At 42.0% G+C, this 25,776-nt stretch carries 13 protein-coding genes; 1 reads left to right on the top strand and 12 read right to left on the bottom strand.

Annotation, left to right across the window (positions count from 1 at the left end; translation table 11 throughout):
- Positions 1–180 precede the first annotated feature (180 nt).
- The 12 genes from VB711_RS11090 to VB711_RS11145 all read right to left on the bottom strand — a co-directional run bounded on the left by VB711_RS11090 (position 181) and on the right by VB711_RS11145 (position 23,255).
- Entirely contained in the window at positions 181–1,476 is a 1,296-nt protein-coding gene (locus VB711_RS11090) for a response regulator (protein ID WP_323286029.1), read from the bottom strand.
- 12 nt (positions 1,477–1,488) lie between these two features.
- A complete protein-coding gene (locus tag VB711_RS11095; protein WP_323286030.1) occupies positions 1,489–4,260 on the bottom strand; it encodes a CHASE2 domain-containing protein in 2,772 nt (923 codons plus the stop codon).
- Between the two features lie 108 nt (positions 4,261–4,368).
- Positions 4,369–5,289 carry a DUF928 domain-containing protein gene (locus tag VB711_RS11100; protein ID WP_323286031.1) on the bottom strand — a complete coding sequence of 307 codons (921 nt, stop codon included), beginning with the start codon at positions 5,287–5,289 and terminating at the stop codon, positions 4,369–4,371.
- 416 nt (positions 5,290–5,705) lie between these two features.
- Positions 5,706–8,252 (bottom strand): CHAT domain-containing protein, encoded by a 2,547-nt coding sequence (locus VB711_RS11105; RefSeq protein WP_323286033.1) that lies wholly within the window; start codon positions 8,250–8,252, stop codon positions 5,706–5,708.
- Positions 8,253–8,450: 198 nt separating this feature from the next.
- Positions 8,451–9,056, bottom strand: a complete 606-nt coding sequence (locus VB711_RS11110; protein WP_323286034.1) for a hypothetical protein — start codon at positions 9,054–9,056, stop codon at positions 8,451–8,453.
- A 100-nt stretch (positions 9,057–9,156) separates the two neighbouring features.
- Positions 9,157–9,495, bottom strand: coding sequence for a XisI protein (locus tag VB711_RS11115; protein ID WP_323286035.1), 339 nt, complete (start codon positions 9,493–9,495; stop codon positions 9,157–9,159).
- Entirely contained in the window at positions 9,483–9,902 is a 420-nt protein-coding gene (locus VB711_RS11120) for an element excision factor XisH family protein (protein WP_323286036.1), read from the bottom strand. Before VB711_RS11120 ends, VB711_RS11115 begins: the two co-directional genes overlap by 13 nt.
- A 43-nt stretch (positions 9,903–9,945) precedes the next feature.
- Complete coding sequence (locus VB711_RS11125; RefSeq protein WP_323286037.1) at positions 9,946–12,879, bottom strand: S-layer family protein; 2,934 nt, start codon at positions 12,877–12,879, stop codon at positions 9,946–9,948.
- A complete protein-coding gene (locus VB711_RS11130; protein WP_323286038.1) occupies positions 12,876–15,989 on the bottom strand; it encodes an S-layer family protein in 3,114 nt (1,037 codons plus the stop codon). The genes VB711_RS11125 and VB711_RS11130 overlap by 4 nt, the downstream gene beginning before the upstream one ends.
- Positions 15,986–18,970, bottom strand: a complete 2,985-nt coding sequence (locus VB711_RS11135; protein WP_323286039.1) for an S-layer family protein — start codon at positions 18,968–18,970, stop codon at positions 15,986–15,988. Before VB711_RS11135 ends, VB711_RS11130 begins: the two co-directional genes overlap by 4 nt.
- Positions 18,967–21,528 (bottom strand): S-layer family protein, encoded by a 2,562-nt coding sequence (locus VB711_RS11140; RefSeq protein ID WP_323286041.1) that lies wholly within the window; start codon positions 21,526–21,528, stop codon positions 18,967–18,969. The genes VB711_RS11135 and VB711_RS11140 overlap by 4 nt, the downstream gene beginning before the upstream one ends.
- 59 nt (positions 21,529–21,587) lie before the next feature.
- Positions 21,588–23,255: a ShlB/FhaC/HecB family hemolysin secretion/activation protein gene (locus VB711_RS11145; protein ID WP_323286138.1), complete on the bottom strand. Its 1,668-nt coding sequence runs from the start codon at positions 23,253–23,255 to the stop codon at positions 21,588–21,590.
- 604 nt (positions 23,256–23,859) lie between these two features.
- On the opposite strand from VB711_RS11145, the gene ftsH reads away from it, so the two are divergent.
- Complete coding sequence (gene ftsH / locus VB711_RS11150) at positions 23,860–25,755, top strand: ATP-dependent zinc metalloprotease FtsH (RefSeq protein ID WP_323286042.1); 1,896 nt, start codon at positions 23,860–23,862, stop codon at positions 25,753–25,755.
- Positions 25,756–25,776 lie beyond the last annotated feature (21 nt).

The raw sequence follows: 25,776 nt of genomic DNA on the forward strand, positions 1-25,776 counted from the left end.
TCCTAGATACTCATTTTAGAAATCGAAGAAGGAATTAAGTCTTGCGTTACCATAGAGATTAGACTTCTTGCAAAAGTCGTAATTTTCAAATTCTTCTTTGCGTCTTTGCGCGATTGCGTGAGCTTTTCAATAATATTCTGGGCGACACCAAAGTATTTATGTAAGAGGTCTATGAAAAAGCTAAATGGGTAGACTAATAATAAATTTTGTTCCTTCACCTAGATTTGACAAACAATCTATTTTTCCACCATGCTTATCAGCTATAATTTGTTGAGCGATCGCTAGTCCTAAACCAGTGCCTTTATTTACACCTTTGGTGGTAAATAAGTGATCAAATATATGTTGTTTTATTTCCTCACTCATGCCCACACCATTATCGGCAATGATGATTTTTACTTGTTGATCGGCGACAAAGGTTGTAATTGTAATTTGGTTGGGATTTGCTTTGATATCATTGAAACTACGATTGATATTAGATTCATCTAAGGCATCAATGGCATTTGCCAAAATATTCATAAAAACTTGATTTAATTGACCGGGAAAACATTTTATTTCAGGTATATTGCCGTATTCTGTAATCACCTCAATTGCTGGACGATTTTGGTTGGCTTTGAGACGGTGCTTGAGAATTAAAATTGTACTTTCAATGCCTTCGTGTAAGTTAAATAGCTGTTTGTAGTCTTTATCTCCCCTAGAGAAAGTTCTTAAACTATTGCTAATATTGTTAATGCGATCGCAAGCCATTACCATTGAGTCAATCATCTTGTATAAGTCTGGTATAGAATAATTCAAATCAATTTTCTCGCCATGGTCAATAATTTCTTGGCTGACTGATGGTAGACTTTGTTGATAAAGCTGCAAGTGTTCAACAATATCGTCGATAATTGGTTTCACTTGTTTGAGGGTAGCGAAGATAAACCCAAGGGGATTATTCATTTCGTGAGCTATTCCTGCTACTAAATTACCCAATGCTGACATTTTCTCGCTCTGAATCATTTGTAGTTGGGTGTGTTGTAGCTGTTGTAAAGATTGGCTTAATTCTGCGGTACGTTGCTCCACTTTTTGCTCTAAAGTACGGGTGAGATGGGAAATTTTTAAGTGTAACTTTAATCTGGCAATGACTTCTTCCTGTTGGAAAGGTTTTGTAATGTAGTCAACAGCGCCTATTTCTAATCCTTTGACCTTATCCAAGGCATCAGATAAGGCCGTCATAAAAATAACTGGAATATTTTCGGTGATCAAATTGGCTTTTAACCGACGACAAGTTTCAAAGCCATTAATACCCGGCATCATCACATCTAAGATAATTAAATCTGGGTGAGCATATTCTGCCTGTTCAATTGCTGACTCCCCATCTGTTGCCATTAAAGCTTTCCAGCCATTTCCCTGAATCGCTTCTGATAGCACTTTGAGATTATTAGGATTATCATCTACTAAAAGAATCAGCATTTTTTTGGTGGGAGAATCTTCTATCATTTGATTAAATCTCTATTTAGATACTAAAGGTTTAATAAAGTTACGTATTTTTGCTGTTTGAAAATTGGCAGTAAGTTTAGTTAACTCTGTGGCAAAGGAAAGTAATTGCTGGTTTTGCTCTACTTGGGTTTTTAATATTTCTTCAATCCCTGGGATATCTCCCATCATTGCCAAGTGATAGAGTTGTTGCAAAACATCTTGGGATGGCAGCACTAATTCATTATTGGCAGTATTTTGTTGGGGTATGGATTGAAGAGATTCTTTGTTTTCTACTGCATAAGTCCAATCAAATTTAAGCAACGATCGCAATTTATTCAGCAATTCATCTCTCTGAAGAGGTTTTGGGATAAATGCAGCAGCACCGGCATCTAAACTTTGCTGGCGATTTTCGTCAAAGACATTAGCACTGCAAACAATAATGGGAATAGACTTAGTTTGGGGATTTGCTTGTAGGTAAAGCATCAATTCAAAGCCATCCATATTCGGCATTGCTAAATCGAGTAAAATCATATCGGGTTTGGCTTCATTAACTAATTGCAATCCCTGTTTTCCATTGGTGGCTTCTTGAGTTAGACAACCTATTTCTTGCAGCAAGCTAGTTAAGATTAAACGGTGATTAGCATCATCATCAACAATAAGAATCTTAGGTATATAACCTTGAATACCGACAATTTTTTCTTTGTTTGGGATGCTTACTTCTAAATGCGAATCTTGAGAAAACAATGCAGGTAATGTTACATCTAACCAAAAAATACTACCTTCACCTAGATTACTCTGTACTTGAATTTGGCTATTCATCAATGCTGCAATTCTTTGGCTAATGGTCAATCCCAAACCAGTACCTTCAAAACGCTTTTCCAACTTACCGACTTGCTCAAACGGCAAAAAGATTTTTTCTATATGCTTGGATGACATACCAACACCTGTATCTTCTATTTGGAAGCGAATTTTGGCAATTGGTGATATGGTGGATGTTTGCTTGGTTTCTAATAGCTCGACTTTAAACGTAACACTACCACTATTGGTAAACTTAATTGCATTACCCAACAAATTTATTAACACTTGTCGTAATCGCTTTTCATCCGCTTCAATTGTAGATGGTAGGCGATCGCTAATTAAAAGATTAAAATCAATTCCTTTTTGTTCGGCTCGAATACGACAAATTTCTGTCACACTATGTAAAAAACTGGGTAAATGAAGACTACTACAAACTAATTCGAGTTTTCGCGCTTCAATTTTTGACAAATCGAGAATGTCATTAATTAACATCAACAAGTGAGAACCACATTGGTAAATAATGCTAACACCTTCCCGATTTTTCTCCGTTAAATTGGGTGATGTTTCCAATAGTTGAGCAAACCCCATAATACCATTGAGGGGTGTACGTAATTCATGGCTCATATTGGCAAGAAACTCGCTCTTTGCTTGGTTTGCAGCATCAGCAGCTTGCTTGGCCTCCAACAGTTCATGAGTTCGTTGATCAACCTTTGTTTCTAAGGTTTTAGAATAATCTAATAGCAGTTCGTTTGTGATTGCCAATTGCTGATTTGCTTCTTCTAACTTCTGTTGTTTATAGGTATTGGTCGTGGCGATCGCACTACTAATAAATGCAGCTAAAGCAGGTGTGACTGGAATCAGTAAACCAGCCAAAAATATCCCATAGCTACTGAACATCAATGTTGTACTAATACCCACTACTGACCAGAGGATTCTCCCACCAGGAATCCATTGCTTAGTCTGCATACTAGCTAAATACCAACTGCCTGTAGAACCAATCCCAGACCAGAAAACAATCCATAAATACAGAAAATTGCCAGGAATGCCGTAAAGATTGGTTTTTCCTGTTTTTGCTCCTTGCACCAGTTGCAGAGCGATATTGGCATGAATAACCACACCAGGAGTTGGTTTTTGCGCAGAAAGTATAGAGGAACTAAAGGGGGTACTAAAGAAATCATTGGTACTGGCAGCATTTGAGCCAATAAAAACCATGCGATCGCGCATCAAATCTGTGGGAATTTTTCCCCCTAAGACATCACGCATAGAGACTTTACGAAATGCAGTTTCCGAACCATACCAGTTGAGCAAAATTTGATAGCCACCGACATCGGCATCAGTATAACCAGCTTCTTTATTTTTGAGTGGTTGATAAATAGCTTTACCCAATTGAAACTTTTGCTGCTTTTCGTCAACAGATTCTAAAGTGATGTTTTCAGCTTCGAGATACATGAGTGCCACCAGGGTTGCCAGTCCCGCTTTGATTTTGCCACCTTCTTCAGCATCCTCCGCTGTAAGTAAGATACGACGCACATGGCGATCGCCATCCAGAACCAAATCAGCCAATCCCACCCGGTCTTTTTTTTTCAATTCTGGTGGAGGATTGATCCGCTCATCAGTAATTTTCTCCACCCCAATCAAATTAGGAGTAGTATTAAACACCTTTACAAGTTGATCATGGCCAGTTCCTTCTGGCAAATCTCGATACAAGTCTAACCCAATCGCCCGGGGTTTTTGCAAGCGGATTTGATCGAGTAATTGTGCCAATGACCAATCAGGAACTGGCCATTTACCTACTGATTGAATATCCCGTTCGTCGATAGTAACAATTACGACTTCATCAGCTATTTTTTGTTGCGATTTAAGTCGCATCCATTCATCACGGAGTTTCCACTCAGGCAAATTAAAAAGTCCTAATGACTGCCCAACAATAACTGTCAGAGCAACACTGGGGGTAATAATCAAAATGCTACGATTATGTTGGATAAAATTCCGAAATTTTTGCCACATTACATACAGTTAATTGATTTGGTTCGTGTTAGTGAGGTATTGCCTCACCAACACTTTCTAAGATCAGTCTCAATACAGTTCAAGAAGTCTGATCTGAACCGTATTTTTTTAGTTTCCAGATGCAACTATTGGAGCCGCGGCAATCTCTTTCAAGCTAACTGAGGCAAGAAGTTCTTCCCATTGCTTGAGAATAGTTGGATTGCTTGGTTGGCTGACATTGAGTGCAGCCAGTGTTGCTACACAGTCATACCAAACTCCATTTTTACCGAAAGCTTCTGCCTGTTTCAGAATATCTTTCTGCTGCATAGCTGTTACCAATTCCGCGTTTGGTTGAATTCGTTCAATCCAACCATCAACGTAAGGTGTACTGGGGCTGAGTTGCCCGTCTAATTTCAATGCCAGAAACCATTGATAGTTTTTACCAACTGCTAAAGCGGGCGCATCGTTCGGCAATTTGACCGCAATTACTCCAGATTTTCCAGCTACAGGAATGGTCATCTGGTGGTGCATATTACCAGCTTCATCTTTGATACTGAAGACAACATCTTCTGCATTAGAAGCAGGAATATATACCATTATTGTCGGACGCTCGGATACTGTTGTTCCGTAGAAACTTTGCGGCATTAATCCAATCAATGCTGCTGGACCAGATGCCGAGACAGCCGAAGGATTTAAGTAGTAAGTCCCAACGCGAGATGCCCCTCCACTTGCCTGTTGAGGAACCCTGTTATCCTTGGCTGGGGTAAATAAATTACCACGGGAAGCTCCTCCTGTGGCAGTAGTGGGAGCAGGATTTTCTTTTTTGGGAGTAAACAGATTACCACGGGAAGCCCCTCCTGTGGCAGTGCTGGGAGCAGGATTTTCTTTTTTGGGAGTAAACAGATTACCACGGGAAGCCCCTCCTGTGGCAGTGCTGGGAGCAGCATTTCTATCGGGTGGCTTAAATGTCACAGCGTCAGAACTACTCCAAGAACTGCTAACAACCAAAGCAATCATGCTTAACGCACTAATTAAATATCGACGTTTCATGACGTTTCAATCATTTTGCTAAGTTGTGATATATACTGACTTAACCAGAGAAAAAGTAGTTTTAACTCTCAGCCCAAGCTAAATAAGGATATATTAGCTGTTATAACCGATTTCAGAGGCAAATATTACAAAGAGAATACGTTGTTTTAAGGAAGAGATCAAGTATTACTACGTAGGGTTTGCGGAAAAAGTCCTTTCGTTAGGGCTAGGAGTCAGGAGTCAGGAGTCAGGAGTCAGGAGGATAGTTAAAAACATTTTTTCATCCCTGGCTATCAACAAAAGTGCAAGGTTTTTCAGACACAAGACGCTATAACCTTGCACCTACCGTCTTTTTTTGAGCTTCAAGCCTTTGATTGATCAGGCTTTTGGGTTTATATGCCTAACGGCACGCTACGCTATCAGCAAGCCCTACGTAATTAAATCCAGTTTCCCACTAAAACAAAGGCAGCCCAAAAGAATGGGTCACGGAAATCAGTTTGGCGAATTAAGTTTATTTGTGCCTGCCGCAGTGCTTGTGCTTTGGTAATTTTCGGTTGTAGTAATTGTTTGTAGAAGTCAGTCATGAGCATTTCGGCGGCTTTATCTTTGACTGGCCAGAGGGTGGCAACAGTAGAATGGGCACCAGATTTAACAGCCAGTCCAGCTAGTCCCAAAACAGCGCGATCGTCTCCGGCAGCAGTATCACAGGCACTCAGTACCAGTAATTCAATCGCTTTTGATGAATCTCCACGCCGATTTTTCAGGAGTTCGGACAATTCCTTCACATTAACTTGTCCATCCCACGTAAGTAAGTAAGTATCTTCAAGGCGAGAACTAAACTGTCCATGGGTTGCCAGATGAACAACATCAGGGTTACTGGATTTTAAGCGATCGCCTAAAGCTTTGCTAGTAAATTGCTGGTTTAGTAACAAATTAGATCCTACTAACTGGGATATTTTCTGCACTTCTGATTCCACAGCAGGTAAAGCCGCAAAACCAGAGCGGGATTCGCTAATACCACCTATAATCGCCTTAATTTTGTGTTGCTGGAATGATTGAGCCGCCATCAGTTGCAGTCCTGGGGAGAGGGCAACTGCATATTTTTCAATCAAATACTGTTTGCCATCATAGAGGGCTGCCATCGGTATATTACGCAATTTCCCATCTAAAACAAATACTAGGGTTTTGGTATTTTCAAAGGCTCCATCCTGTTCTGCCGGACTAATCAGCCAATCATAAATTTGTTGAGTAAATTTTTCCCTGTCTTTAGAATCGGAAACAGGGTTGAGGGCAACTAACAAATTACCCATGGTTTGTTCAACTTCCGCTTGAGATTTGCGTATTACATAGTAACGTAATGGTTTACCTGATTGGGAGACAATCGTTGCCAAGCGATCGCCCAAAATAATTGGGTAAATAACTGCTGCTGTGGGGTCAACTTGATCAATTTGCTGGGCTTTATCTAAACAAGCTTCCCGAAAAAAGTTATCAAGTTCGGCCAGTTGCAGAGATTCAATCAATTCACGAGCTTGGATCAATTCTGCCTGACTGGGTTGTTCATCTAAAAGTAAACCCACCAGTTCCCGGTAAACAGGTTCGACACTTTCTTTGAAGGAGAATTGAACATCGGGATTAACAACAACCAAATCCCCTCGTAATGCCTTTAATGACTTCACTGCTTCGGTATAGGCTGAAATTGCTGCCAGTTTATTACCTTGTTGTTTATATAACTTTCCTACTTCCCATGCCGATTGAGCAATAATATCGTCAGCTTGGAGTTTACGGGCAATATTCAGGGATTTATCGGCTAATTCCTTGGCCTCATTCCATTGAGAAGTGCGATGGTAAAGTTGTCCCCACTGATACAGCGCGTAGGCTTCTGTACGAGCATCCTCCATTTTTTGTGCAGACCTAACAGTAGCTGCCATGAGTTGCGCTAGATCTTTGCTTGGTAAAATTTGGTCTGGTTTGGCCAATTGATTTATCGTAGCGACAAAATTAATTGCTGCATAAAGAGAATTATGGCTAGGTTGTAGTTCTCCTAACTGTTGCTGTAATTGTGGTGCAATGGCGATCGCATACTCCAATTTGTCATAATCTACTAATAACTTGAACTGAGCCAAACGTGCTTGTAATTCTTCACTGGGATTAGTAGCGGCTTTTTCGGCATCTTCAAAGTAATTTAACGCTGCTTCTGGGTTTTGCAAATCTGAGGCATTTTTTCCCAGACTCAAAAAGATCGAACTTAACTGGTTTTTGGCTTGAATTTTAGTAGCTATGGCTAAACTTTGTGCCAATACTTGCTGACTTTTACCATCTCCAGTCCTGTGCAAGGCCAAACCAAGCGATCGCAATCCACTAATTTTTACCTCCGAATCTGGCATTGCGGATAATTTTTGCGTTAACTCTTCTAATTGTTGTTTCGATCTGCGGTAAAATCCCAAACTTTGTAATGCTTGTGCCTGATTGATTTGACTTCCCACACTTCCCGTAGTATCCCCAGCCTGTTCGTAGTATTTTTGAGCTTGTTGCCAAGTGGCGATCGCGGTTTCGGCCTTACCTGTATGTAATTGCAAATTAGCCTGTATATTAAGTATTTGCGCCCAGACAATGGCATCACCGGAGGGTTTAGCAGGTTGCAAAATTTTTATGCTTTGCTCGATGGATTGTTGAGCAGGTGTCCACTGGTTGAGTTCCTGTTGTGCCAGGGAAAGGTAACTTAAACTCAAAGCCTCATTAATGCGATCGCCTGCCAAACGATACTGTTGTACTGCCCTTTGCCAAGCTGTAACAGCTTCCGTAAAATTCCCTAATTGGTAAAAATTTCTGCCTTGTTCTAGACCGTTGGTAGGTTGAGAAATGGAAATAACTGGACTTGTTACTGCCAAAGATGCTTTTAGCGGTGCAACAGTAAATACTAGACACAAACTTAAAATACTGAGGCTAATATATAGCCAACCAGTTTGTCTTATTCGGAAAACCATAACAGATTACAGGTGATAGGTGACAGGTTAGAGAATGCCTAGTGAGTTATGTGGGTTTTAGAGCGATAGCTACGCTCTCTACGAGACGCTACCGCGTAGCTTGCTTCCTCAAAGAGGTACGCCGCAGGCATCGCCTCAGAAATTATTGATGTTACCGTAGTTTACATCAAAAGCATATATTGAGGTAGGGATGGGCGGTTAGGTTTCCAGAAAAATGCCACTAGCTAAAATACCAAGAATTTTATTCACATCTTTGAGATAATACTCACTCAAATCAATCGTTAATAGTTGTCCTTCTAATTTCAGAAATTGCCAAATGCTACCTGTTGTCACTGCTCCGTAAATTATTGGAATTTCTATAGCCGCTTGCTGATTGAAAATTTGGGCTGCAACCATTTCTGCTGCACATTGACCCAAACCCGCATTAATATTCTCTTTTTTAGCTTCTACGACTATAATTACTGGCGCTGTCACTATTAAAATTTCGGGAGATTTAGTAATAATAAAATCGCAAATACCGTTTAATCCTTTGGTTTCATCAACAGTAAAATCTACTCCAGAAAATAAACTAATCCGCTCGTTTAATTGTCGGCGTAAATCCACTAAAATTGGCGCAATAATTAATTCAGAACGGGCTTTTTCACTGTTACTGCCCATGGCGATCGCTAGGTTATAATTAAGTGTTTCTGTGAGTAAATCACTAGCAGCTAATTCGGGAACCGCAGCGAAAATATCGCGTTTTTCTAACGTGGTTAAACCAAAATTTTGTTTGGACTTAGCTAGACTAAATTCACTATAGGACATAGCTATTACTCATTTTAAAAGATTTTTGGTGTTGCTGATTTTAAGCATGAAAATAATCTTCAAAACCTTTGTAGTAGAGACGTTTCTCACACCATTAATATTAAGAAGCTACACCAAAATCAGTATATTGACGTACTTGAGGTGGATGAAAACCCAAAATAATATCTTCTTTGGGAACCCCAGCTTCTAACAATTCCTCAGCAACCGGACGATTTGTACCATCGTGTTGAATCCATATTTTACCTTGAATAATATCAATATGTACAACACAACCATGTACCCGACGCTGCCCATCCCAACCTACGTGCATCACTTCATAATGGTCTGTTTCTGTGTTAACAATTGCCTCCGTTTCAATTTGACCGTGGGATGGTTTATATTTGGTATATTCATAGATTAAGTTGCGGACTATTTGACGATAGCGGTTTAAGGTATCCATTGCACAATACTCCTTTGTTGCTCATCAAATACTAAAAGTTTAATTTCTAAGCGCTTGAGGATTAATTGCCCTAATTTTTCTGTAAAAATACTTTCGTAGGAACGCTGGGGAACAGCTAGGTAAAGTATTCGTTCTGATGCTATTTCCGCCAGAATGCTTTGATAAACACCATATTGCCCAGCAGCTTCTTCTAAATCCCGAACTGGTGAAGGTTTCAAAAAACTTTTAATTTCAACTGCTATTTTAAAATGATCTTTTTGAGCTGCTATTATTGTTCTTTCTGCCGCTAAATCAACATAAAGGTCTCTACCACCATAGGATAAAAGCAAGGGGTCGTCGGTAATGTCCCAACCATCATTTATTAGGGCTTGAACAACGGTATCATGATAAAAATCCTTGGCAGGCATAGTAAAGTGGCAATTATTATTGCCGTTGATGACTCTTAATATATTATCTAGAAACAGCGGCACAAGTTAATATTTGTTGTTTTTGAGTAGGAGATTTATCTGCAAATATCTCGATTTTGCCATTAGCACTACGTCGCCAACCTGTGGCTTGCACAAAAACTTCTAGAGATTGAGGAATTTGTACTTTAACTACCCTAGTTTCACGGTATGCAGAAATGTCACGTATATCAGACCAAGTGCGTAGGTGTAGCCCGTCGTAGACATCGCTCGTTACTTCCTGTGTAGGATTTTGCGGTATCCCACCCCGTCCCGTGGCGACAAAACTACTACCAATAGTATCAGCACAACCTGTAGCTATTTGTTGGGATGAGTCTGTAACATTTTCAGGTAATGCCACTAAACCAGAATTGGGGTCAACGCCGATATTATTAATTTGCACAGTGCCGTTGACGTTGAACTCAGAACTAGCTGTAATGTCGTTGGTGAGGTCTTCTTTGGGGGTGAGAGTGTTGCGGAATTTTAGACCAATGATACCTTGAGTGCTGATGTCAATGTTGCCACCGCGACCTTGGAAAGCATTGGCGACGATATCGCTATTTTCTAATCCCAGCACAAATAAAGCATCATTGATGTTGATATTGCCACCATTACCATTGCCTTCTGCTTCGGTGCTGATTTGACTCAGATCCCGCAGGTATAGCAATCCTGATGAGTTGAGATCGATATTGATATTGCCACCATCACCCACACTTGATACCGCACTCAAACTACTATTTTGAGCTAGGTTAATATTTTGTGTCGCCATAATTTGCAAATTTCCGGCTTGTGCTTGGTCTTTCCCACTGACCGAAATTAATCCACCATCCCTAACTAGTAACTGATTAGTCGTCAACGATATATTACCAGCAATGCCCGCTCCGGGTGTCAAGGGATTGCTGGCCGCAGAGGATATTTCGCTAGGTGGCATCGTGTCGAGTTGTACTGCTCGATCACCAACTTCAATGGTATTGGCATTAATACTGATATCACCACCAATGCGATCGCCCGTCACAGAAGATTTAATTGCGCCACTGTTGAGAACCCGCAGTGTATCCGTTGTAATATTAATGCGGGAAATATTGCCCAGATCACCATCGGGTAAGGGTTCTCCCTGGCTACTGGCATCAATCCCACTGATTCTCAAGCGTTCCCTGTTATCAAGTACAGCCCCTATCACCTCTATAGATTCTGTAGCTTTAATGTTGATGCTACCACTAGAGCTTTTTGTCGCACTACTGACCAGCAACGAACCACCATCCAACAATCTTAGTCGCTGTGTTTCAATTTGGATATCTCCTGCCTGAAAGCCTGGATCAGCAGCAAATATTGCCGTAGACGAAGATATACGAGATTGCCGGAGCAGTCCGTTAGTTCCCACAATTTCTAGGTCTGGGGTGCGTATGCTAATATTACTGGCGTTGCCATTGCCAAAACTATCTGCCCGAATGGTTCCACTGTCAGAAAGCCGAACGGAGCGACTAGCATTGATCTCAATATTACCCCCCCATCCAGATGTCTCGCGTTCGAGTGTGGACGAAATCCAACTATTGATCAGTGAGGAGCTAGAGCCACTGATTTCCAGATCCCCTGCATTCACAACCACGTCTCCTGCCTGGGCTTTTCCACCTACTGGAGTCCAGGTTACATCTGTAATGACACGGGCGTTATTCAAAAGGCGGACACGATCAGCTGTAATTCTGATATCCCCTACACGACCGACACCTCCTTGACCCTGGGTTCTGATCCTGGCAGTTCCCGTACCAGTTCTTGAGGTAGCATTGCCAAGGAGCAAAAAATCCTGAGATGTAATGGTAATATTGCTACCCTTGTCTAGTCCTAATGTACCAAAGGTTTCTTTTCCGATTAATTCGGTTGTGATGTTAGAATTGCCTGTAATTTGCATAACAGGAGCAGCCAGTGTGATGTTTCCACCCCGCCCTTGGGCATCTTCGGTCAATTGCACTCGTATTTCACTATCTACGACGTTCAAGCCATCAGAGGCACGCACCACAACCCCTTCCCCATCGGCGGTGTCGCCTGTGCTATTGGCCATTAATTGAGAATTTCCCGTTATATTGACTTGTCGCCCCTGAATCTGAATATTGCCTCCCCTAGTGCTACTGACATCTACAATAAATCCATTTCGTAGTTGCACTGTTTGGAAGGTGGGAATGCCGCTAAAATCAAAGTTAAATCGGGCGTTACTGAAGCTCAAGGGAACGAAATTCTCAGCTGCAACACTGCCAAGTATCACCTGCCCATCCGTTGCGAGAATCCTGGCACTGCCCGTACCATTGAGGTCAATGTCGCCTCCCAATAATACCAAACTTTGCCCCGTACCCACTTGTAATGGTCTGGCTTGTACCGTAATGGGACTGGCACTAGACCCCATCTGTAAACCAATGGGTACACTCGTTGTTAATAATGGTGGACTACTGGCATTGACGGTACTAAACTCTGTGCCATCGGCAAACTTAATACTAGTGGCCGTCGTCCCCACAAACGAACCGCTAATATCCAACTTGGCATTTTGCCCAAACATCATCCCGTTGGGATTGATCAAAAACAAACTCACTGGATGATTACCACCAAGAGTTTTAATCAAGCCATCAATCTGAGATATATTTCCACCTGTCACCCGGCTAAATATAGTTGTAATATTTGGTGTACTAATTAAATCAAAATTTGCTGAACCACCTGTAGGCACAGAGAAATTACTAAAGCTATGAAATAAATTATTACCTTTATCTATACCGTTAAGAATATTAAAATTATTCCCACTTTGGTTGACAAGGGTGTTAGTTGTCCCATCGGATGTCACTTGAGCCGTTCCTGGTGACACTATTCCCAATGTTAAAAATCCCGTTGTCAATAATGTGTTAATTTTCCAGTTTGTCATTTTGGCAATACCTTTGGTCAGCTTCGCTAATGCCCTCATAACCCAAAACCTCCTTTGGAAACAGTAGTACAAGTTAATTTTTCCTGGCTAACAGGAAATTTATCGGCAAATAATTCTACTTTTCCCTGGGCATTGCGTCGCCAATTTGTTGCTTGAACAAGGGCTTCTGGAGATTGAGGAATTTGGACTTTAACTGCCCTAGTTTTACGGTATGCAGAAATGTCACGTATATCAGACCAGGTGCGTAGGTGTAGCCCGTCGTAGACATCGCTCCTCACTTCCTGTGTAGGATTTTGGGGTATGCCACCCCGTCCTGTAGCCACAAAACTACTACCACTGGTGTCGGCACATCCTGTAGCTATTTGTTGCGAGGAGTCGGTGACATTCTCTGGTAATTCCACTAAACCGGAATTGGGGTCAATACCAAAGTTATCAATATCGACTGTACCGCTAACACCAAATTGAGAACTGGCAGTGATATCACTTTCTTCTGTGATTTGGGAACGAAACTCAAGTCCAAAGATGCCCTGAGTTTTAATTTGGATATTACCACCTTTACCTTTGAATGCACTCGCCACGATATCACTATTTTCCCAACCCAGAATGAGCGGAGCATTAATTGTGATGTTACCTCCGTTCGCATCTTCCTTAGCGTTGGCTGTAATTTGGCTACCTTGAAGCATCAAGAGCAGGTCGGAGTCTATGAAAATATTGCCTTGGCTACCTGCAACCGCTTCTGCTTGCAAACTGCTCTGCTTGAGTTGTAACCGGTTGCTCTGAATATCTAAATTTCCCGCACTCCCTGTTCCACTACTACTCACGGACAATTGAGCGCCGCTGTTAATCGAAACGGAATCACTGGACTTAATGGTGATATTCCCACCATTACCGTTTGCTGTGGCCAAGCTAAAAGCGCCACTAGGAAAGTTTGGGTTTGGATCACTGTTGAGGAGAGGCGATCGCCCAACCCCCGCAAATGTCACAGCATCAGAGGTAATCTCAACATTGCCAGCACTACCTTGGCCAGTGGAACTAGAACTAATGTAAGCTCCATTGCTAACAATTAACACAGGTGTTTGAATTTTGATATTGCCACCATTGCCAGTGGCGTTAACTCCCTGAACTTCGCTCCGAATAAAACTGGGTACACGACCGTCTGAAATATTCCGGTTTCCAGAGATAAAGAAGGCGGGATCGGTCTGTTCTACGCCATCTAATAACACAAATTCCCTGGCTTGAATATTCACATCGCCGGCATCTCCAGAATTTAAAGTATTGGTATCTAGACGCGCCCCATTCAAGAGCGAAAATGTTCGACTCGTTAGGGTGATCTGACCGCCAGCATTGGCACTGCGGGTTGAAGTGTTGATGGTTGTGGGAAATCCTTCGGCAGGGAGTACGCCGTCTAAGGTGATCGAGTCGGCTTGAATATTGATATTTCCCGCTTTACCAAAAGTGCTGGCTCGGGTATTGATTAGGGTGTTGTTGTTGGCATAGAGCGCGCCCCCTACCCGAATATCAATATTGCCACCCACTCCTTTGCCGTTTCCATCGACAAGGGCGCGAATCCTAGCACCACTCAGAGAAATCGAGTCACGTATCTGAAGGCTGATGTCGCCACCGTTGCCTTCGCCCAGTACGGATGAGAAAATATTGGGGGCTTTAGTGAAGTCAATAAATTCTGCGGTCAGAGAGTCTGCTTTTAAACTAATTCCGGCACTATTGCCGATCGCACCGCTTTCTACATTGGAGAAGATATTGACACGTCCATACAAGGAAATCAAATCCTCCGTCTGCACGTCAATATGACCGGCATTACCTGTCCCAAAGGTGTTAGTTGATAACAGGGTGACATCTCCCATTGTCAATGACCCAGCCTTGATTTGAATGTCGTTGGCATTACCGATCGCGCCCCGATCCACCGCCGCTGAAAATCCTGAACGAGTTCCTCCTTCTTTGCCTTGGATCAAAATTAGATCGGCAGCTTGCACTGTAATTTTTCCCGCATCACCTTTTCCTCTGGTATCAGTGAAAACTGTGCCGTATTGACTCAGCGATCGCGTCACGATGTTCACAGCACCACTATTGCCAACGCCCTGATTCCGGCTATTGCGGGTCTCAATAGTTGCGCTGTCTTGGACAAGAAGATGATTGCCACTTTGCAAACTGATGTCCCCACCGTTGCCGTCGGTTTTGGTGCTACCGGACTTCTCTCCGACAGAAGCATTGATAGATTGAAGGATGAGGTCGCCACCAGAAGATAGGGAGACATTACCAGCGTTGCCGATGGTGGCAGTAGAACCTGTATTAATGGTGTCATTGACGGTTATTGCTCGACCAGCTTGAATATTAACCAGTCCACCGCTCTCGGTTGAGCTATTCGTGTTGATTGCGCCAACGGTGACATTGCCTTGGGTGGTGATGTCCACACTGCGAGATGCAATCGCTTGTAACTGAGCATCGCCAGTGGTGGCTTGAATCGTCACTGCGCCATGGGGAGCAGCGATCGCACCGTCACTCAGGACTGTATTAGCAGCTAAAGTTAAACCCTGGTTTGCCGAAAGATTAGCATGGTTGGTGATGGTGGCTGAATCTTGCCCGAATTGTAAACCAATGGGGACAGCGATCGTCAGTAGCGGCACAGTAGTAGAATCAGTTGTCCCAAACTCAGTACCATCAGCAAATTTAATAGTGTTGGCAGTTGTCGCTACAAAGGAACCACCAATATTCAGACTGGCATTTTGCCCAAACATAATTCCATTGGGATTCATTAAAAATAAACTTACTGGATTACTACTATTTGTCGTTTGAATCAACCCATCAATATGAGAAATATTTCCACCTGTCACCCGGCTAAATATAGTTGTAATATTTGGTGTATTAATTAAATCAAAATTTGCTGAACCACCCGTAGGCACAGAGAAATTACTAAAGCTATGAAATAAATTATTACCTTTATCTATACCGTTAAGAATATTAAAATTATTCCCACTTTGGTTGACAAGGGTGTTAGTTGTCCCATCGGATGTCACTTGAGCCGTTCCTGGTGACACTATTCCCAATGTTAAAAATCCCGTTGTCAATAATGTGTTAATTTTCCAGTTTGTCACTTTGGCGATACCTTTGGTCAGCTTCGCTAATGCCCTCATAACCCAAAACCTCCTTTGGAAACAGTAGCACAAGTTAATTTTTCCTGGCTAACAGGAAATTTATCGGCAAATAATTCTACTTTTCCCTGGGCATTGCGTCCCCAATTTGTTGCTTGAACAAGGGTTTCTGGAGACTGAGGAATTTCTACTTTAACTGCCCTAGTTTTACGATATGCAGAAATGTCACGTATATCAGACCAGGTGCGTAGGTGTAGCCCGTTGTAGACATCGCTCCTCACTTCCTGTGTGGGATTTTGCGGTATGCCACCCCGTCCTGTAGCCACAAAACTACTACCACTGGTGTCTGCACATCCTGTAACTATTTGTTGCGAGGAGTCGGTGACATTCTCTGGTAATTCTACTAAACCGGAATTGGGGTCAACGCCAACTGTATTAACTTGCACTGTACCACTCACACCAAATTGAGAACTCGCTGTAATATCGTTTTCTGGAGTGAGTTGACTACGGAATTTCAGCCCAAATATACCTTGAGTAGTAATGTTGATATTGCCACCATCACCATTCAAAGCGTTAGCAATAATATCGCTGTTTTCTAACCCAACAATCACGGGAGCATTGATGTTAATGTTGCCACCATCACCATTACTACCTGCTTCGACATTAATTTGACTGCCATTACGACTTAAAAATGTATTTGTTGATGCTAGATTGATGTTACCGCCTTTTCCAGATGCCGTAGTTGCAGTAATTGCCCCAGCATTTAAAAATAATCGGTCAGTTTGGATGTTTAATTCACCTGCATTGCCAATACCTTGATGAGTAACGCTGATAAAACCTCGATTACGGAGGGTTAATTGCTGAGTATTGATGTTGATTACACCTGTGTTACCGGTGGGAGAGTCTGGAAGCTTAAACAAGCTACGATTAGTGGCATCCAAAAGAGAGGCATTAGCAATAATCGCTGCAAAATTATTTTCACCATCTATCAGAATGTCATTGGCTTGGATTGTTAAAGTCCCCGCATCACCAGTTCCCACGGTCGAGTTGCTGATGATCCCACCATTCAGAACGAGCAATTGATTAGTTGTGATTGTTACCTCTCCAGGTTTGGCGCTGCTATAGTTGACGCTATTTAAAACACTACTGCTGCCAGTGATCGGATTGAGTCCACTAATGATTAAGCGATCGCTTATATTTAAAGTAACAGAGCCATTGCTTCCCAGATTACTAAGTCGGTTGGGGTCTCCGAGTCCACCAATCACGGGTACAGTAATCACTCCAAAGGTAGCGCCATCTTGGACAGATAGTATTGGTGTTGTTATTAACACATTGCCAGTATTGCCAGAGCTAGTGCTGAGACTGCCAATAAAACTGTTTTGAGCGGGAGAAATGGGTGAGACTCCGACTAAATTGCTAGATTCCTCCACAACTAACGTAATATCTCCAGCGTTGCCAATTCCCCTATCAGGGATACCTGTCAAGCGAGAAGTAATTGTACTAATTGTTCCCCCATCAATCAGATTTAATTTACCTGAAGAAACCCTGATATTTCCACTATTACCAAACCCAAATGTGAGAGTGTTGATACCACTGGGCTGAGACCCAATGGCATTCAATCCCAAGGCATAAATCTCATCTGCGCCATCAACCGAAATATTTCCACCCCGTCCAGTTGCTCCAGGAAATACGGTTGTTATAAGTGAAGCACCATCTTCTAGTATAAGTTTTCGAGCTACCAGGGCAACATCTCCCCCATTTCCTGCTCCATAGACTTGACTGGCGATACGACTATTAATATTAGCAGATCCGAAGAAAGGAGATTGCAGAGCAAAGATACCACTAGCAGCAATGGTATCTGCTACCACTTCTACCTTACCTGCGGCTCCTGCACCTAAGCTAAGAGTTTCAATGCCTGCACCATCTTGCAAAGTCAAATTACCTGCTTGAATTTTTACTGATCCCCCGTTTCCAGTTGCTCCAGGAGTTACCTGATTGACAATCCAGGCGCTGGGAGCTTGAGCAGAAGGATTTATACCACCCAAAAAGAGCGATCGCTGTGCATTCACTGTAATATTACCACCTTGCCCAGTTCCTACTGTGGCGGCGGCAAGTTGGGATTGATCCAAGGTGATATCTCGCCCCACAACCTGAATACCCCCAAAAGGATTGCCCACAGCATCGGGATTCCACAGAGAAGAACGCCCGATGAATTTTATATCTCGAAAATTTTCAATTTGTGCATAACCTAATTGCCATCCTGCAGGTGTAGGAGTCAAATTTACAGTTCCACTACCTACTGCACCCACTTCAATTCGACCTGCAAGGCCAGTAATCACACCGCCCGTAAACGTGACATCTCCTCCAACTAAGGCAATGGTTTTTCCCGGAGAGGCTACTATTCCCAAGTTATTTGTAGGAACAATGCTATCATTACCCTGACCCTGCACCTGAATCTGACTGGTAGAATCACTTAATTGCAAACCAATGGGTACGCTCATTGTTAACAATGGTGAATTATTTCCATTCACTGCACTAAACTCTATTCCATCAGCAAAATTGATACTGTTTGCCGTTGTCCCCACAAAGGAGCCGCCAATATTCAAACTGGCATTTTGCCCAAACAAAATCCCTGCTGGATTCATTAAAAATAAACTTACTGGATTACTACTATTAAGAGTTTGAATCAACCCATCAATATTGGAAACATTTCCACCTGTCACCCGACTAAATATAGTTGTAATATTTGGTGTATTAATTAAATCAAAATTTGCTGAACCACCTGTAGGCACAGAGAAATTACTAAAGCTATGAAATAAATTATTACCTTTATCTATACCGTTAAGAATATTAAAATTATTCCCACTTTGGTTGACAAGGGTGTTAGTTGTCCCATCGGATGTCACTTGAGCCGTTCCTGGTGACACTATTCCCAATGTTAAAAATCCCGTTGTCAATAATGTGTTAATTTTCCAGTTTGTCACTTTGGCGATACCTTTGGTCAGCTTCGCTAATGCCCTCATAACCCAAAACCTCCTTTGGAAACAGTAGCACAAGTTAATTTTTGTTGGATAACAGGAAATTTATCGGCAAATAATTCTACTTTTCCCTGGGCATTGCGTCGCCAATTTGTTGCTTGCACAAGGGCTTCTGGAGACTGAGGAATTTCTACTTTAACTGCCCTAGTTTTACGGTATGCAGAAATGTCACGTATATCAGACCAGGTGCGTAGGTGTCGCCCGTTGTAGACATCACTCCTCACCTCCTGAGTGGGATTTTGCGGTATGCCACCTCTGCCTGTGGCGACAAACGTACTACCTTGGTTGACATCACAAGCACTGGTAATTTGTTGTGATGGGTCATTGAGATTCTGTGGTAGTTCCACTAAGCCAGAGTTGGGGTCAACATCAACATTATTAATTTGCACCGTACCGTTAAGATTGAATTGGGAACTGGCGGTAATATCATTGGTGAGGTCATCTTTGGGGGTGAGGGTGTTACGGAATTCTAGACCAATAATGCTTTGGGTTGTGATGTCGATATTGCCACCATTTCCTTGCACTGCATTGGCGATAATATCGCTGTTTTCTAGACCAATCACATTGGGTGAGTTAATGTTGATGTTGCCACCATTGCCATTACTACCTGCTTCGGCATTAATCAAGCTGCCTTGACGCATCAATAATACATCCCGCAGTTGTAGATTGATGTTACCGCCTTCGCCTGCTTTTGTAGATGCCGAAAGACTACCACCATTGTCCAGATGTAAGGTATTTGCGTTAATTGTTAAAGTGCCGGCATCACCTAGAATCTGGTTTTGGGTAAAAACTTGTCCCTGGTTACGAACGGTTAATTGAGGCGTATTGATGGTGATGTTACCGGCTTTGGCAGTAGAGTTGCTATTATCACTGATACCAGAAATTGTAAACACAGTTAATGGACGAGCGATCGCTCCAATATAGCTAGGATTTTGTGAGTCTTTGATTCCATTTACATCAATTGATTCAGTGGCATTAATCGTCAGGTTGCCAGCGTTGCCAAAATTCACAGTCGAAACTGAAGCTAAACCGCCATCTTGAATCGACAGTTTGCGTGTATTAAGCTGAAGATTGCCAGCATTCCCAGAGCCAAAAGTATTAGCTGATAACAGACTAATTAAATAAGACCCTGGGAGGGTATTTAAGCTTGATATATCAACAGTTTCAGCACTGATTTTAACGTTGCCACCATTACCTGTAAGAAAGCTTCTCGTACCTACATTACCACCACCAAAAATTGATAGGCGATCGCTAGAAAGCAATAAATCTCCACTTTGACCGTTACCATAAGTTGCAGCCATCAGCACGCCAAATATCGGATTAGCATTAGGATTTCCCGGTTGAATCCCACCCACTAAAACTTCATTGGCTTTAACTACGACATTACCACTGGGTGCTAAACTATAGGTACGGTTAATCACGATCGCACCTCGATCAATGGTGAGTTTTGGGGTGATAATAGCAATATTTCCTGCTGCTCCTACTCGCAGAGTTTCATTGACGATACCACTGGAACTTTGAAAGTTTGAGGACATACCCATCACTTGCAATGACTCTGTGGCATTGATAGTAATATCACCCGCAGTCTGGCTACCGAGATTTTGTACTACCACCAAAGAACCGTCTTGAAGACTGATTTGTTTTCCCTGAACTTGTATCGCTCCTGGAATGATGCCACGCACAGACGCTACAGCACGTTGGCTCATTTGAATATCACCAAAGCTATAGTTGTCACGAGGATAGCTCAGGGTGAATGCTGAAGAATTGACATTGATATTGACATCGCCTTGATTGACGCTTCCCAGTTCAATGCGTCCTCCTGGTGCGGACAGAAAGCTCCCATTGAGGACGAGATTACCACCCACCAAAGCTAGTGTTTTTCCAGATGATAGCTGTAATCCATTGGTACTGGTTAATCCCGAAATCGGAGATATACCATTTAATATGTGATTGTTTCCTGTTCCCTCAACAGAAATAGTTCCTGGATTGTCGCCAAACTGTAATCCAATGGGGACACTCATAGTCAATAAAGGAGTTGTGTTGGTGTTAATTCCACTAAATCCTGTCTCATCAGCAAACTTAATCGTATTGGCAGTCGTACCAACAAATGAGCCGCCAATATTCAAACTGGCATTTTGCCCAAACAAAATCCCTGCTGGATTCATTAAAAATAAACTTACTGGATTACTACTATTAAGCGTTTGAATCAACCCATCAATATTGGAAACATTTCCACCTGTCACCCGACTAAATATAGTTGTAATATTTGGTGTACTAATTAAATCAAAATTTGCTGAACCACCTGTAGGCACAGAGAAATTACTAAAGCTATGAAATAAATTATTACCTTTATCTATACCGTTAAGAATATTAAAATTATTCCCACTTTGGTTGACAAGGGTGTTAGTTGTCCCATCGGATGTCACTTGAGCCGTTCCTGGTGACACTATTCCCAATGTTAAAAATCCCGTTGTCAATAATGTGTTAATTTTCCAGTTTGTCACTTTGGCGATACCTTTGGTCAGCTTCGCTAATGCCCTCATAACCCAAATCTCACTCAAATTAATTGTTAATATTTGTACTTCCTAGAAATCCCACACTTCTAAAACGGTGAATAACTGAGTGAGAAATATAGCCCGTTTTCTTGAAGACTATTCTTTTCTCCTTCAACGGAATTAAGCGGTATACCCCAATCTAGGCGAACTGACAAACTATCATCTTGTTTCCACAACAGTCCTAATCCTGTACCTACAAGTGTATTTGGTGATGGATTATCGCCATTTTGATTCCAACCTTTGCCAATATCAATAAAAGGTGTTATTTGCAACACTCCTCTACTGTTTGGGTCACGGATAATAGGAAACCGAAATTCTGTGGATAATAATGCGCCATTATCTGTAAGCAATGAATCCTGACGATAACCGCGTACACTTAATTGTCCCCCCAGACCAAATTGCTCCAAGGGTACTAATGAATCTGCTGCTACTTGTAAATCTCCTCTGATTAAAAACAGAGTATCGGGTTTCAATTGGCGTACCCATTGCCCTTGTCCCCGCCAGGCAAAAAAGCGGCTATCTGGGGCATTGTTGTTATTGATATTTGCGTCGAACCAATCAACTCCAAAACTAAATTGCGATCGCGCTGCAAAAACCTCCTTATTACTACGTTGAGTATAGTCTTGGATAAAGCGCAGAGCAGAAATTTTCGTCTTTCCATCTGCGTCTGCACCAGGAGATAAAGGAAAACCCCCGATATTATCAATACCTAATTTGGTTTGGCTTTCCTGACGGGAAAATGATAGCCCCACTCCAAATTCTTTGGTTGGTGTTTGCACCAGTGGTTGTCGATAACTAAAGTCATAAGACTTACTGCTTGACTGAATATCAAGAACAGTGAAGGGTTTTTCAATTACATTATTCCATCCCTGGTTATAACCAAAGGATACAGTTCCGTTATGGGCATTAACTGGGAGGGTGTAATTGAGATTGACTACATTACTACCATCGCTGTTGGCATACCCTACACTCAGTATATCACCCAGACCCAGTAAATTAGCTTCTTGTATGTCTATTTCCCGACGGAAACTACCTACACTAGGTGAGCGTCTATTATCTAGGGTTGCTGTAAGTTTAAACGTGTCCGCTTCTTTAACATCGACTTGTAACACATTAGTTCCTAGAGTCACACCAGTTTGCAATTCTGCCGACAGGTTTTGAATCCGTGGATCGAGTCGAAGCAGTTGTAATTTTTCTAGCAAATGGGGTACATTTAGGGGTTTTCCAGCGCCAAGTTTGATCCGGGATCTAATGTACTGACTATTTAATCGTCGATTCCCGACAATTTTAATTTCTTGCAAACTACCTTCAACTACCTGAATTTTGATCACCCCAGATTCTATAGTCTGCGGTGTAATCACGGCACCTGTTGTTATATAACCTTTATCTGTATAGAGTTTGGTGATAGCTTCTTTAACTTGTAATAACTCCACAAATGTCAGTTCTCGTCCGACATACTGAGATGTGACAGGAATAAAATCTTCTGGCTTGAATACAGTGCTACCAACAACTTCAATCTGATCGATCTTAAACTTCTGATTCGGATCGTCTTGTTCGGGAATTTGTGGTTCTAGCAGTTTTGCAGGAGGAATTAATAGTTCTGGCTCTGATGGTTGGGTTAGTATATCCCATGGTAATGGGTTTACAGAAGCACCATCGCTCGGTAAAGAAGTAGGACTGGTAGTTTGTGCATTAGCATAGCCACTCGCCGACATTGCTTGTTGATTGATACATAGCACATTGGCAACAATAAACCCAAGTATTGCAGGTTTGGTACCAGGGATTATATATCTTAGAAGAATATTATAAAATATTTTTCTATAAAGAATTGAACTAATAATCAATTGTTTCACCTGGCACCCTTCTCCCTTGTTTACATTTGACATACGTGAAATTTTTGATACCTTGGCTCACAACAACTCAATCTTATCAAACCGGTTTGGTATCTTAATATATTACGCCTTATGTGAGTTAAGGAAATGGGTGCTATTGAAAAGCAAGGAAATCAATACTCTACAGGCCCTCCGCTTCCATGCTTCTTTCCCCCTGTGAATCACAAAGTCTCTCTTATAGGAGGGAACAGGGAACAGAGTTGAAAGTCTTGCATGGATTCCCCCGATAATGTTGTATCTCATTCAACTGCATACCGCTATATCCTTTTCCTTTAAAACTTTAATTGCTGTTGTCTATTTAAAATCCGCGAAGGGACAGTTAAACTAGATAAGAAAACAGTAATTTCCAGTTATTGCTATTTTGGTTAGAAGAATAGGCATAAAATCCGCGCTCAACTTGTGCGAACAGACAAAGGGTAAATTATATATGGAAAATCTAGGAAAGAGAAATTTGCTCAAACAGCGTCAAAGTAAGCGTGCAAATTGGTTAGGAGTCTTAGCTGCTGGTTTAATGATCTTCCCAAGTGTTGTTGGGGGTACACCCGTTTTAGCCCAAAAACCAGAGCGCAATACTTTAAGCTATGGAGAATTACTCCAAAAAGTGGAAAAAGGCCAAATCAAAAAAGTAGAACTTGATCAAACCGAACAAACAGCTAGAGTATATTTGTCTGGACGCAAACCTGATGCACCACCTGTACAGGTACAACTGTTGCGAGAAAACACTGAGTTAATTAACAAGCTTAAACAGAAGAAAATTGATTTTGCTGAAGTTTCTACGGCTAACAATAGGGCTGCTGTTGGGTTGTTAATTAATCTGATGTGGATTTTACCACTGGTGGCGTTAATGCTGTTGTTCCTGCGCCGTTCTACCAATGCTTCTAACCAAGCGATGAACTTTGGTAAATCCCGCGCTCGTTTTCAAATGGAAGCGAAAACTGGGGTAAAGTTTGATGAAGTGGCTGGGGTAGAAGAAGCAAAGGAAGAATTACAGGAAGTTGTTACCTTTTTGAAACAGCCGGAAAAATTTACTGCTGTGGGTGCAAAGATTCCTAAAGGTGTGCTGTTGATTGGCCCTCCTGGTACTGGTAAAACATTATTAGCAAAGGCGATCGCTGGGGAAGCTGGTGTACCTTTTTTTAGCATTTCTGGCTCAGAATTTGTGGAAATGTTTGTGGGAGTCGGCGCTTCCCGTGTCCGGGATTTATTCAAAAAAGCCAAAGATAACGCCCCTTGTCTGATATTTATTGACGAAATTGACGCTGTGGGTAGACAACGAGGTGCGGGTATTGGTGGAGGTAATGATGAGCGAGAACAAACTCTCAACCAACTGCTAACAGAAATGGATGGTTTTGAAGGGAATACAGGGATTATTATTATCGCTGCTACCAACCGCCCAGATGTTTTAGATACAGCCTTGTTACGTCCGGGACGCTTCGATCGCCAAGTGATTGTGGATTTACCAGACTTGAAAGGACGGCTGGAAATTCTCCAAGTCCACGCCCGCAATAAAAAAATTGCTCCTACTGTATCTACAGAGGCGATCGCTCGTCGCACTCCCGGATTTACAGGTGCAGATTTAGCCAACCTCCTCAACGAAGCAGCCATTCTCACCGCCAGACGACGCAAAGAAGCAATTACTACTTTAGAAATTGATGATGCTATAGATCGGGTGGTTGCCGGCATGGAAGGTACAGCCTTGGTAGATAGCAAAAACAAGCGTTTAATTGCCTATCACGAAGTCGGACACGCCCTAGTAGGTTCTCTGATTAAAGACCATGATCCCGTACAAAAAGTTACCCTGATCCCCAGGGGTCAAGCGCTGGGGTTAACTTGGTTCACTCCCAATGAAGAACAAGGATTAATTTCCCGTTCCCAAATTATCGCCCGAATCACCGGTGCTTTAGGTGGTCGTGCAGCAGAAGAAATTGTTTTTGGTAAACCAGAAGTTACCACAGGTGCGGGGAATGATCTCCAATACGTGACAAATCTGGCACGACAAATGGTAACAAAGTTTGGAATGTCTGATTTGGGTCCACTATCTTTAGAAAATCAAAGTTCTGAGGTATTTTTAGGGCGTGACTGGATGAATAAATCAGAATATTCTGATAAAATCGCCGCTAAAATTGATCTTCAAGTCCGGGAAATTATTAATAGTTCTTATAACCATGCCAAAGAACTATTACAAGAACATCGCATTATTTTGGAGCGTTTAGTCGATTTGTTGGCAGAACAAGAAACAATTGACGGCGATTTCTTTAGGAAGGTTATCGAGGAAAATACTCTGGTGCAAATCACTAATGAAAGGTTAGCTGTTCCTCATTAGATATGTGTGATAGATCCCCAA

It is taken from the genome of Cronbergia sp. UHCC 0137, from assembly GCF_034932285.1.
In the GTDB taxonomy this organism is placed as follows: domain Bacteria; phylum Cyanobacteriota; class Cyanobacteriia; order Cyanobacteriales; family Nostocaceae; genus Cronbergia.